Source organism: Paenibacillus sp. S02 (assembly GCF_019454065.1).
GTDB lineage: Bacteria > Bacillota > Bacilli > Paenibacillales > Paenibacillaceae > Paenibacillus > Paenibacillus polymyxa_B.
In genome coordinates, this window is sequence record NZ_CP073682.1 from 3445614 (window position 1) to 3458088 (window position 12475).

General features: G+C 46.5%; 10 protein-coding genes. All 10 read right to left on the reverse strand.

What is annotated here, in order from left to right; all coding sequences use genetic code 11:
* Window positions 1–110: 110 nt before the first annotated feature.
* Window positions 111–839, reverse strand: a complete 729-nt coding sequence (locus KAI36_RS15180; RefSeq protein WP_049828339.1) for a DnaD domain-containing protein — start codon at window positions 837–839, stop codon at window positions 111–113.
* A 3-nt stretch (window positions 840–842) separates the two neighbouring features.
* Window positions 843–2138 carry an asparagine--tRNA ligase gene (asnS, locus tag KAI36_RS15185; protein WP_013310674.1) on the reverse strand — a complete coding sequence of 432 codons (1296 nt, stop codon included), beginning with the start codon at window positions 2136–2138 and terminating at the stop codon, window positions 843–845.
* Window positions 2139–2270: 132 nt separating this feature from the next.
* Complete coding sequence (locus tag KAI36_RS15190; RefSeq protein WP_023989129.1) at window positions 2271–3467, reverse strand: acetate/propionate family kinase; 1197 nt, start codon at window positions 3465–3467, stop codon at window positions 2271–2273.
* The gene (locus KAI36_RS15195) at window positions 3464–4336 is read right to left on the reverse strand and encodes a 3-hydroxyacyl-CoA dehydrogenase family protein (RefSeq protein WP_220025322.1); all 873 of its coding nucleotides are present in this window, start codon (window positions 4334–4336) and stop codon (window positions 3464–3466) included. The genes KAI36_RS15190 and KAI36_RS15195 overlap by 4 nt, the downstream gene beginning before the upstream one ends.
* A gap of 136 nt (window positions 4337–4472) precedes the next feature.
* The gene (locus KAI36_RS15200; protein ID WP_025723104.1) at window positions 4473–5975 is read right to left on the reverse strand and encodes an AAA family ATPase; all 1503 of its coding nucleotides are present in this window, start codon (window positions 5973–5975) and stop codon (window positions 4473–4475) included.
* Window positions 5968–6501, reverse strand: a complete 534-nt coding sequence (locus KAI36_RS15205; RefSeq protein ID WP_220025323.1) for a hypothetical protein — start codon at window positions 6499–6501, stop codon at window positions 5968–5970. The genes KAI36_RS15200 and KAI36_RS15205 overlap by 8 nt, the downstream gene beginning before the upstream one ends.
* Before the next feature lie 543 nt (window positions 6502–7044).
* Window positions 7045–7569, reverse strand: coding sequence for a cell wall elongation regulator TseB-like domain-containing protein (locus tag KAI36_RS15210; protein WP_075154387.1), 525 nt, complete (start codon window positions 7567–7569; stop codon window positions 7045–7047).
* Window positions 7570–7606: 37 nt separating this feature from the next.
* Window positions 7607–8908 carry an amidohydrolase gene (locus KAI36_RS15215; protein ID WP_220025324.1) on the reverse strand — a complete coding sequence of 434 codons (1302 nt, stop codon included), beginning with the start codon at window positions 8906–8908 and terminating at the stop codon, window positions 7607–7609.
* Window positions 8895–9548 carry a redox-sensing transcriptional repressor Rex gene (locus KAI36_RS15220; RefSeq protein WP_013310684.1) on the reverse strand — a complete coding sequence of 218 codons (654 nt, stop codon included), beginning with the start codon at window positions 9546–9548 and terminating at the stop codon, window positions 8895–8897. Before KAI36_RS15220 ends, KAI36_RS15215 begins: the two co-directional genes overlap by 14 nt.
* Before the next feature lie 44 nt (window positions 9549–9592).
* Window positions 9593–12460 carry an ATP-dependent DNA helicase DinG gene (gene dinG, locus KAI36_RS15225; protein ID WP_220025325.1) on the reverse strand — a complete coding sequence of 956 codons (2868 nt, stop codon included), beginning with the start codon at window positions 12458–12460 and terminating at the stop codon, window positions 9593–9595.
* Window positions 12461–12475: the final 15 nt, after the last annotated feature.

A 12475-nucleotide genomic window follows, 5' to 3' on the forward strand; every position in this document is an offset into this window, starting at 1 on the left:
CACGCGCACAGGCGATATTCCAGATTGTCCTCATTGCACATTAGCCAATTTGCAGTGACAGCCTCGATACATAAGTCTACTGCCTAGCCTAAAAGGCTTAGACCGATATATCAATTGCGTCCGCCACCACGGAATCGCTGGGCGTATTCTTTGGCATCCTGTGCATTACGAACACGGTTTCGGCTCCACTCCAGCAAAATGCGGTCTATATACCGGAAATGTACCTTCCCTGCAAATACCGCTTCCTTCAAAGCCAGCAAAATCAGCTCCTCGGGATACCGATCCTGATCCACCCAGCTGGTGATCGTCTCGTATTCCATCGGTGATAATGGTCGCCCGAATTCTTTCTCAAAAATCGTAAACAAATTCCGTTCTTCTGTAAGCGGGGATTCTGATATTCCATTCAGTAAATCCGGCTTTCCGGCAAACAAAATGTCATCTTCATCGTGCTGCTCGTTACGCTCGGCGATCATACATTCTGCCAACTTACGATACAGCCCCGTCAAATTGTAGCGTTCGAATTGTACGGATGAACTGCGGTCTTCTACGGAATCGATTCTCAAAAATCCTTCTTTCATGAGCTTACTGAAATAGAGTGCGATTTCGTTCGCAGTACATCCGATACGGGTCTGCAATTGTTCCCATGTCGGAAATTCATTACGTTCCGCTTGTTTAAAGGCAAGCAACTGCATCAGTAGCAGCATTTCACCATCTGTCAGCCGAAGTGTCCGATAATGCTTGAGCAGGGCATAGGGAATCTGGACCATTCCGGCTTCCATAGCAAAGGCTACTCCCTCCGCCCATTCTGCCGCTGATGTCTTGTCGAATGATCCGGTCATCGGTTACGGATACAAACGATACAGCATACGTGGGAACGGAATTGTTTCACGTACATGATCGAGTCCACAAATCCATGCTACTGTACGCTCCAGGCCCAGTCCAAATCCGGAATGCGGAACGGTACCGTAGGTGCGTAGATCCATATACCATTGGTAGGCTTCACGAGCCAAGTTATGCTCGTTAAAACGTTCTTCCATCAATGCTGGATCATCAATCCGTTGGGAACCCCCGATAATTTCGCCATAGCCTTCAGGAGCGATCATATCGGCACACAGAACAACCTCTGGACGGGTTGGGTCTGGTTTCATATAGAATGCCTTAATGTGTGTTGGCCAATGTGTAATGAACACAGGCTTGTTATACCTTTCGGCAATAGCCGTTTCATGAGGAGCACCAAAGTCTTCGCCCCATGGGATATCGAAACCTTCACCTTGAAGGAAGGCAATCGCCTCATCATACGTAATACGTGGGAATTCGCCTTGAATTTGCTCCAGCTTCGAAACATCGCGTCCGATTGTTTCAAGCTCCTTCGCACAGTTTTTCAGAACAGATTGCACGATATGGCTTACAAACTGCTCCTGAACGCGCAAGGATTCTTCATGATCCACAAAAGCCATCTCAGGCTCGATCATCCAGAACTCAATCAGGTGACGACGTGTTTTGGACTTTTCCGCACGGAAAGTTGGACCAAAGGAATACACTTTGCCCAGCGCCATTGCCGCGGCTTCCATATACAACTGTCCGCTTTGTGTCAAATACGCATCTTCATCAAAATATTTAATGTGAAACAATTCTGTTGTACCTTCTGCAGAGGAAGGAGTCAAAATAGGTGGGTCCACCTTCGTAAAGCCGTTGCCGTTAAAGAATTCCTGTACAGCACGGATAATTTCCGCCCGTACGATCAGAACAGCACGTTGCTTGGCGGAACGCAGCCACAAGTGACGATGATCCATCAGGAAATCTACACCATGCTCTTTGGGTGTAATCGGGTAGTTTTCGGTTAAATGAATAATTTCAATGCCTGTAACCGTTAATTCAAAGCCCGATTGGCTACGCGGTTCTTCACGCACCACTCCAGTAACGTAAAGGGAGCTCTCTTGAGTCAAGGATTTGGCGTCATTCCAAATATCCTCGGACACTTCACTTTTCACGATAACCCCTTGAATATACCCGCTACCATCGCGCAGTTGCAGGAACTGAATTTTACCACTAGATCGTTTATTGTTTACCCAAGCGCCGATTGTAACCGTTTCCCCTACATGGCGGCCCACTTGGGCAATCGTACTTTTATTCGTCATGACCGTCTCTCTCCTCTTAACCGAAAATCAAACAGCCCTTCCCCCTGGGTCAGGCTGTTTGCTCTCGCTGTTTGGTGCATGCGGAACTCAAACAATAGTCCGCATGCATAAAGTTTACACTTTCGAACTGAACTACTGAACCAGACGGAACGTGTCGCGGGCAATAACCAGTTCTTCGTTCGTTGGAATGATCAGTACTTCTACCTTTGAATTTGCAGTTGTAATCCGGCGAGGCTCGCCAGAACGAATAGCATTCAACGATTCATCCAGCTCGATACCGAGGAATGTCAATTGCTCCAACACTCTCTTACGCAGAACGATGGAGTTCTCACCTACACCTGCTGTAAATGCAATTACGTCTACCCCGTTCATTGCGGCAGCATACGATCCAATGTATTTGCGCAGACGGTATTCATACATTTCGAATGCCAATGTAGAATTAGCTTCGCCTTTCTCCATACCTTCTGTGATTTCACGCATGTCACTGCTGATACCGGAGATAGCCAAAAGTCCACTATGCTTGTTCAACATGGAATTGACTTCATTGACAGTCAATTCTTCTTTGTTCATGACATAAGGTACGATTGCTGGGTCCAAATCACCACTACGAGTACCCATCATAAGACCTTCCAGTGGAGTCATACCCATGGAAGTATCAACAGACAAACCGCCTTGAACTGCTGTTACACTACCACCATTACCGATATGACAAGTGATAATCTTCAGGTCTTCCAAAGGACGACCAAGGAATTTGGCGGCTTCCTTACTTACAAAATCATGGGAAGTGCCGTGAGCACCGTAACGACGAACCTTGTACTTATTGTACAACACTCTTGGAATGGCGTACATATAAGCTTTTTCAGGCATAGTTTGATGGAACGAAGTATCAAATACCACAACCTGCGGTACATCTGGCATATTCAATTCAGCCGCTTTAATCCCCATCATGGAAGCAGGGTTATGCAGTGGCGCCAGGTCAAACAAGCGACGGATTTCACTCTTCGCTTCAGGCGTTACAACTGCTGACTGTTTGAAGATTTCACCTCCATGAACCACACGGTGGCCCACAGCCTGAATTTCACTAGTACTGGAGATTACACCATGTTCAGCATCTGTGAGTACGTTCAGCACTTTACGGATGGCTGTAGTATGTTCCAAAATCTCGCTAACTTCAGTGTATTCTTCTTTATTGGTTGGCTTATGCGTCAGAATGGAGGAATCCATACCGATGCGCTCTACCAATCCTTTTGCCAGAACGGACTCATCCGTCATATCATACAATTGGTACTTCAGGGAAGAACTCCCTGCATTGATTACGAGAATTTTCATATCCGGTCACCATCCTTGTCGTACTTAAAGAAGCCTTCGCCCGATTTCACGCCCAGATTACCTGCACGCACCATTTTCTTCAGTACGATGGACGGACGATATTTCAATTCGCCGAATTCACGGAACATACGCTCCAGAGCAGCCAAAACGGAATCCAGACCAAAGCGGTCAGCCATTTCCAAAGGACCGCTTTGGAAGCTATAGCCGATTCGCATAGCGTCATCGATATCTTCTGCGGAAGCCACGCCTTCTTGAAGTACATGGGCCGCTTCGTTAATCAGCAGACAGATAATCCGGCTTGTTACGAATCCAGGAGATTCATAAATCATGACTCCTTTTTTCTCCACTATTTCTTCCACGAACATTTTAGTGTGTTCAAATGTATCGTCCGAAGTTTTCAAACCACGAATAATTTCTACGAGATCAATACGGGATACTGGATAAATAAAGTGCATACCAATAACACGCTCAGGATACTTGGTCGAGCTAGCAAGCTCGGTCAGGCTCAGCGTGGATGTATTACTTGCAAGAATAATATTGCTTGGACACACATGGTCTAGCTCTTGGAACACTGCTTTCTTCTCGTCCAGATTCTCTGTAATAGTCTCAATGACCATATCACAGCTGCCGAGCTCCGCCAAATGGATTACTTTTTGAATACGGGATAAGATCAATTTTTTCTCAGCTTGAGTAATTGCCCACTTTTCCAGTTGTTTGTCCAGACTCGTTTCAATCATATTGTAGGCGTAGTCTAGTTTCTCTGGTGTCTGCTCTACCAACAGCACATCGATTCCTTTGGACGCGAGCATTTCAGAAATCCCCTGTCCCATGGTGCCGCCGCCGATGACGCCGATTTTTTTAAATTGCATGATTCTTTACTCCACCCTTTCCTGGTCACTCTCATATATTGTATCCTTCTTTGTCGAAAAATACATGTTTATGTCCCAATAGATAATAATATCTTAGCACGGACTAAAAGTAAAAAAAAATAACCAGCATAAAAAATTATGCTGGTAATAAAGCATTTTCACTAAATTGACATCTAAATTGGTCTCCAGACAGAGTTTCTTCCTTCATCAGGATGTCAAGTGAGTTGTCGAACACAGGACGATGCTTTTCCAGCAGCTCCAAAGTTCGGGTATGCAGGTCAGCCATAATCTCGCCATTTTCCCGCATGAGTTCTTCTTTGGTTACCATTTCCATGTTAATAATGCCAAGTGAAGTCAAACCGGAAGTCATCATCGTATGAACGATGTTCAGCGCCTGCTCAAAATCATTACTTGAGCCGGTACTGCGACCGCCATAGTACATTTCTTCCGCCGTAGCCCCTGCGAGCGAGATCATAATTTGCTCCTCCAGGAACTGCTTGGTGTATAAATAATGCTCTTGCTGTGGATTGTGGCGCACATAGCCAAGCGCTTTCCCACGTGGGCTAAGTGCTACCTGGCTTACGCTACCGGGACGAACAATTTCGGCCATAATAGCATGTCCTAGTTCATGAATCGCTACACGTTTTTTCTCTTCCAAGGTCGATTCTCGGTCTGTCTTTTCACCCATCATCACTTTGTCAATTGCCATCGACAGATGCTTCTGCGCAATCATTTTCTGATCCTGTCTCATCGCATAGATTGCCGCTTCATTCATCACGCTCTCCAGCTGTGCGCCGGAAAACCCGTAAGATTCCTCAGCAATTTTGTCCAGATTCGCATCTTCCTGAATCGGTTTGTTTTTGGCATGAATTTTTAGAATATGAAGACGGCCCTTCTTGTCAGGCAGATCCACTTGAATATGACGGTCAAAACGCCCTGGACGCGTTAAGGCGCTGTCCAGCATTTCTTTACGGTTTGTTGCCGCAATGATCAAAATCCGCGGTGTATCTGCCGAATAAATACCATCCATTTCTGTCAGTAACTGATTCAAAGTCTGATCATATTCTCGTTGCTGTCCACCCTCACGTTTACCACCAATTACATCGATTTCGTCAATAAAAATAATTGCATTTTCCTTCTTTTCCTTGGCTGCACGAGTACGCGCCTCCCGAAACAACTCACGGACACGACCTGCTCCAACACCAACGTACATTTCAACAAATTCACTACCTGAGGCTGCAACAAATACAGAATTAGTGTAGTGTGCCGCTGCCTTCGCCATCAGCGTTTTCCCTGTTCCCGGAGGACCTGTGAGCAAAACGCCTTTTAATGGACGGATACCAAACTTGGAAATTTCATCATGTCGATTCAAAAAATCCAGGGCCTCGCGCAGTTCCTGCTTGGCGCTTTCTTGCCCACCGATTTCCTCAAAAGTCAGCTTGTCCGGACCATTTTTTTTACGTTTACGCTCTTGCCCAGCACCTACGGCCAAACCGCCACGCGCATGCATAAGCATTAACAAGCCGCTGAGCATCACGCCAGCAACCAGAAGAGGGATAATATTTACCCCAATAAAAACGAGAAATATAATGGTTACCGGCACAATGCCGATTAATATTTCCTTGATCCATCTAGGCATTAGGCCATACCCCCATTTGCTGAGATTGACGTGGCAAAACGATAAACTTGGTCGCTTTACCTTCGCTGAGTCGGATATAGACATTGTTCGAATCCATGTCGGTATCAGCTTTGATACCCGTCTTTTTCTTTTTCATCTGCTCAACTGTAGATGAAATTTGAGTATACTTTTTATTTTCCATCGCTTCGGCCACAGGAAACATAGCCTCAGACCACCATTGATTCAGTGCTGAATTGGAACGATCTGCGATATCCAACTTAATGGTGCGGCTGCCAATGATGGATTGTCCTTTTTGCTTAACCACATCAACCAATTTGGCCACATCCGCCTGCGGTTTGAGATCTAGTTTCAATACAACCTGATCCTGTTTAATATCTATTTGAGCGCTTGTCACGCCTGGATATTGAGATACCAGTTTTTCCAGAGGACTTTGCATTGTAACCTGACGGTAAATGAACCATCCCCCAAATAGCAGCAAAGCTGCCAAAACTGCCGCCACAACGATAGGAACTGCACGCAATTTCAAACAACATCCTCCTCTCAAAATGTAAAACCCAGAAGAAACGGGACGAATGTCAACAAACAACCAAATTGCATGATCTTATAGTGATCAGCAATTCTTTTTTCTATCATTTTTGTCTATCACTTATAAAATATAGTATATCATAACGTATATCTAATATCGAAGGCAATGTGTGGAGGAGTTGTGATGAGGCAAAATCTTTGGTTATGGTGGAGGCGAGACGCTGCGTGTAGGATTTGATCTTACGATCGCTGTTGCCACCGGATTTTTTCGATTAGATTCTTATGGGGAAAATCCGGCGGCAAAGGCGAACGCTCCGCTTCTCCAGATTCAAATCCTCCACTCGCTATTGCCCGCCATAAAGATGAATTTGACCTAGGAGAGAAGATGGATAGGTAAAGATGCTTCACTGGCTTTCAGCCCAGCTTTACGGCATAGCAAGACTAAAAGACGTAAATACGAATTTTGTCGTATTTACGTCTTTTTCTTGAGCTTTTAATCATTTACTAGTCATTCATTCCACATTTGCCAATCCTCACACCAGGCTCAGTTATTGGGCAAAGTATATTTCACACCCGTCGCTACCCCATCTGAGAAACGATAAAAGGTGTAGTAATGATGACTTCCATCATCGTAAAACAACTGCCACACATATTCGCCATTGAACACACTCGGCTGAAGCCTTACAATTTTTGCACCTGGAAGCTGCTGCTGAATTATTGCCGTCATTTTTTGCTCATCGACTCCGTTCTTCAGCAACTCGGTATGAACACCGCTATTATCTGCCGCAGGTACGTTAGGTTGTCCCTCCACTTTTTGAAAAGGAACCCACACCATTATATTTTCATTCTGTGCATTTTTCCCTTGAACCACCCAATATACCTGATCCCACACAGACTTCCATGTTTGAGTCGTGCTAACCAGACCACCTGATTGCTTGGCCTTAATGATAGCGGCATTTTCCTCAGCCACCTGGTCTTGAGTAACATAGGAATAATACCAGAAAATGCTGATCAGGATCAGTATCACGGCCAAAATGGCGACCGCTATCCACTTTTTCTTATTTTTCAAACCCGTGCTTCCTCTCTAAGGGGATGTGACACCTGAATTAGCGCGACAGCAGCCCTTCAAAGGCGGCTTGTGCCTCATGTTTGATACGTTCCTCGTCCATAGTCAGGCATTCGCCGTTTTTCACAACCTGACGACCGTCTACCCATACGTGAGCCACGTCTTTGGCGCTTGCAGAGTATACCGCATGGGAAATAAGATCTGTACGCGGCAAGAAATGTGCCTGATTCAGATCCAACGCGATAAAGTCAGCCTTGTTGCCCGCTGCCAACGCTCCTACTTCTTTTAAACCAATCGACTTTGCACCATATTCTGTTGCCAGACGCAGCGCTTCACTTGCAGGAACTGCCGTAGGGTCACCGGATACACCCTTGTGAATAAGTGCCGCCAGACGCATTTCCTCGAACATATCCAGGTTATTATTGCTGGCAGGACCATCCGTTCCGAGAGAAACAGTAACCCCTGCACGCAGCAATTCAGGCACTCTGGCCACACCACTTGCCAGCTTCAAGTTGCTACCAGGATTATGCGAAACCGCTACACCACGTTCAGCCAGTAAAGCTATTTCTTCGTCGTTCAAATGAACGCCATGGGCAACAAGCGAAGGACGGGAGAAAAAGCCAAGCTTATCCAAGTGTGCAACTGGACGCAAACCGTAGTCGCGTACGTTTTGCTCCACTTCGGCGATCGTCTCAGACATGTGCGTATGCAGTGGCAAGTCCAGATCATGCGCAGCTTGTACGAATTTTTCAATAAACGCAGGTGGACATGTGTATGGCGCGTGCGGAGACATCATCGTTGTAATACGCCCGTCTGCTTTACCATGCCAGTTACGCGCAAAAGTCACGGCCTCAGCCAGCTTGATTCGCTGTTCTTCTTCCGAGCATAGTCCAATTGCTCCACGCATCAGACTTGCACGAATACCTGACTCTTCAGCTACACGAGCCACCTGATCCATATGATCGTACATATCCAGGAAGGTCGTTGTTCCACCTTTCAGCATTTCCAGCACAGACAAGGACGTACCCCAGTATACGTCCGTAGATGTAAACTTGGCTTCCATAGGCCACATTTTCTCCTGAAGCCATACTTGAAGTGCCAAGTCATCTCCATGCCCACGCAGCAGAGACATCGCCGCATGACCATGAGTATTAATCAGACCAGGTAAAAACAATAGCCCCTTACCATCGATCGCTTCCGTCTCTTCCTCACCCGCAGGCAAAGTTTCGCCAATATAAGTAATACGGCTATCCTCCACAATCATAAAACCATGGACTACCCCAGCTTCTGATCCATTTACGGCAAAAGAGCCGTTTTTAATCATCCATTTATTCACTGTCATATTGTGTTTCTTCCTTTCCGTCCTCCAAATAATAAGCGAGGCTAAGCAAATCAGTTGTAAAGTCTGTGGCATGAATCCGAATGTTGGCCGGTGCCTTGAGAGTAGTCGGTGCAAAGTTCAGGATCGCTCCAATTCCGCTCTCAATAAGCCTGTCAGCCACGTGCTGTGCTTCAAAATCAGGTACAGTAATAATCCCGATTCGAATGTTTTTTTCTTTCACAGTCGCTTCCAGTTCATCCATCGGTTGAACGACCAATGTATTGATCTTGGTCCCTACCTTATCCGGAAACGCATCAAATACTGCTACAATCTTCATATTGTCTTTTAAATAAGCGTTATAATTCGAAAGGGCTTGCCCCAGATTACCCGCACCGACCAATACGACATTAATTTGCTGGTCGATTTTCAGGATATGGCGTATTTTCTCGATTAGATAAGAAACATCATAACCGATACCCTTCCGACCAAAATCTCCAAAATAGGCGAGATCTTTACGGATTTGGGCCGGGTTCAAATCTAGCCTCTGTCCCAACTCTTGAGAAGAGACCGTAGCCACCTCCCGTTTGTGAAGTGCATTCAGATAACGTAAATATACGGGTAACCTCCGTACGACAGCCTCTGAAATTTTATCTGATTTCATACTTGCTCCCCCTAATTGTAACGAACATACTTAGTGTCCGTCCGTTATGCCTCTGTCTCCGGGGCGGATTGGAGCCATTCGGCGATGCGGGGCACCATTTGCTCCGATGGCATATGCTCCATTTTTGGTCCCGGTAACGAGTACAAAAAGTGCTTTCCGTAATAGGATTCGATCACACGCGTATCGTAAACGATAACGACCCCATGGTCGCTCGCTGTACGTACCAACCGACCAAATCCCTGTTTGAAGCGTATGACCGCTTGTGGTACAGACAGCTTCATAAATGGATTCTTCTTCTGCTGCTGAAGCAGCTCGCTTTTTGCCTCCAGCAACGGGTGGTTCGGCGGTTGAAACGGCAAGCGAACAATGGCCAAACAAGTCAGAGCCTTCCCCGGAATATCGACGCCCTCCCAGAAGCTGCTGGTTCCCAGCAATACAGAAGCTTTGGCTTCCTGAAAACGGCGGGTTAGCTTGCTGCGACTGCCACTGTCCACACCTTGTCCCAGCACAGTAATTTCGCTGGATGCTAAGGCCTCTTTGAGCGGCTCATACACTTGCCGGAGCATCCGATAGGAAGTAAACAGAACGAGCATTCTCCCCCGCGTCGCCTGAGCAGTCGCTCCTAGAGAACTAACGAGCATATCTACAAAGTGTGCATCTCCTACACTGCCCTTCACGCTTGGGAAATCCCGTGGAATGACCAGCAACACCTGATCCCTGTAATTAAAGGGTGACGGGAGCTGCGAAGTCATCAGCCGCTCTTGATCTGCAGCCTCCTGTAAGCCGAGCTGATCGATCATGTACTGAAACGACTTATCTACCGATAAGGTAGCAGACGTCAGAATAATGCTTCTTTTTTTGTCAAAAAACATTTCTTTCAACTGGCGGCTCACATCGACGGGCACCGCATAAAATTGCAATGATTTACTACGGAATTGCCCACTCGCTTCGAGCCAGTATACGGTTGTTTCATCATCGAGTCGGATAAAAAAGCGCAAATTTTCTCGGATCCCCGCCAAATCCTTGAGCAGACCCGTGATATCTGTAATAAGGCTATCCGCCGCATAATCGTCATGTTCTTCCTTGACGTCCAGCATCAGCTTGTCGCCCTTGCGCAAAATTTCACTCATCGTTACATATAGCTGATTTTCCAAAGCCCCCGCCTGATCCCACTTTGCAGGCTTGGCTGAAGGTTTGAGACGGGAAGAAAACTGTCCTGTTTCACCCGGTGTCGCATCGCTTCGCTCTGGCAACATGCCAAACAGCTTGTCGCTTAGCAGGTCCCAAGTTTCCTTAACCTCTAACACGAGCGGATACATCTGGTCGATGGTTGAGGCCCAATCCGCCGACTTCTCGTGCCCCGATTTTGCCAACTGTTGACGAAGTGAAGGCAGTTGTCCATTCTTGCTGTCTTTGAACAGTCGCGTCAGTGTATGCACGAGTGTGAAATATTTCATATGCATACCTAGGTGCTTACCAGCTACTTCCTCCAGGTGATGGGCTTCATCAATCACCAGATGTTCATAGCTCGGCAACAACTGGTGACTGGCTTTGACGTCTGTGAACAACTTAGAGTGATTCGTAATAACGACATCCGCTATTCCTGCTTCATGGCGTGCACGATGATAATAGCATTTGCGGAACCATGGGCAAGAACGACCAAGACAGGACTCTGAATCACTCGCCACCGTTTCCCAGAAATCCCCTCCACGGTTGCTCAAATTCAGTTCTTCATCATCACCGGTTTCTGTTAGCGTCAACCAGACGATCATTTGAGCCGCTGTAATTAAATCTTCCTTCGGTGTCGCGAAGTCTCTTCTGTTTATTTTATGTTCAAACTTACGCAGACACAAATAATGTCCCCGACCCTTGAAAATAGCAGCCCGGAACGGAAACGAAATCACCTTGGTCAGCATAGGAATGTCGCGCTCGCGTAATTGCTCCTGCAGGTTGATCGTATGTGTACTTACCATAACGCGCTGTCCTTTTTTTACACTGTGATACAGCGATGGGAGCAAATAACCGAGGGACTTTCCTGTTCCTGTACCTGCTTCGATCAGCAGATGCTTGTCTTCACTCAGTGCCTGATTTACACCCTCAATCATCTGTATCTGCGCCTCGCGCTCCTCATATTGGCTCAAGGATGAACGCAAATTGTCCCGCACATCATCCATGTACTCCTCAAAGGAAACACCTGAAAGTGGATTCGGGTCATCTTCTCTACGCGGTGCAGCTAGCTCCGTCCAATCTTCCACTTTTAGCGCAAGCTGACGAAAAAACTGATGTCCCTCCAAATCCTGAATAGGATCAAGCTCTTTCTCTTCACGCACCCCATCAAGAAACCATCCAAGGTCACTGTCTTCCTCTGCAAACAAATCGCTAAGCCGCTGTATCGTTATCAGAGGTAATGCTTGAAGCTCACCCAGACACTTTAAAAACACCTCAGCCGTAGCCAACGCGTCGCTGTCTGCTTGGTGAGGGCGATCATGCGCCAGCCCGAACTCAGAAGACACAAAACCTAACTGATACGAAGATAGCGATGGAAACATAATTTTCAGAAAATCCATTGTATCCAAGATTCTTCCGCTAAACGGCAAGTAGCCGCACCGATCCAGAGCGTTTTGCAAAAAATTAAAATCAAACGCCACATTATGACCGACCAGCACAACATCGTCCAGCATAGGCACGAGCTCCATCATCATTTCTTCAAGTGCAGGAGCATCCTTGACGTCATCGTCTGTAATTCCGGTCAATCCAGTGATAAAAGGTGGAATAGATCTGCCAGGGTTCACATAAGAGCCGTAAACACGGGAAATGCTGTTATCATGATCTATAATTGCAAGTCCGACTTGAATGATGTCATCCGCGGACTGGGTGCCTGTCGTTTCAAAATCCAATACCGCAAATTTCATTCGGGCTTAATCCTT

Bases quoted from the DNA above. Each gene is read 5' to 3' on its own strand.
- KAI36_RS15180 (WP_049828339.1), bottom strand. From the start codon at position 839: ATGACCGGATCATTCGACAAGACATCAGCGGCAGAATGGGCGGAGGGA.
- asnS (WP_013310674.1), bottom strand. From the start codon at position 2,138: ATGACGAATAAAAGTACGATTGCCCAAGTGGGCCGCCATGTAGGGGAA.
- KAI36_RS15190 (WP_023989129.1), bottom strand. From the start codon at position 3,467: ATGAAAATTCTCGTAATCAATGCAGGGAGTTCTTCCCTGAAGTACCAA.
- KAI36_RS15195 (WP_220025322.1), bottom strand. From the start codon at position 4,336: ATGCAATTTAAAAAAATCGGCGTCATCGGCGGCGGCACCATGGGACAG.
- KAI36_RS15200 (WP_025723104.1), bottom strand. From the start codon at position 5,975: ATGCCTAGATGGATCAAGGAAATATTAATCGGCATTGTGCCGGTAACC.
- KAI36_RS15215 (WP_220025324.1), bottom strand. From the start codon at position 8,908: ATGACAGTGAATAAATGGATGATTAAAAACGGCTCTTTTGCCGTAAAT.
- KAI36_RS15220 (WP_013310684.1), bottom strand. From the start codon at position 9,548: ATGAAATCAGATAAAATTTCAGAGGCTGTCGTACGGAGGTTACCCGTA.
- dinG (WP_220025325.1), bottom strand. From the start codon at position 12,460: ATGAAATTTGCGGTATTGGATTTTGAAACGACAGGCACCCAGTCCGCG.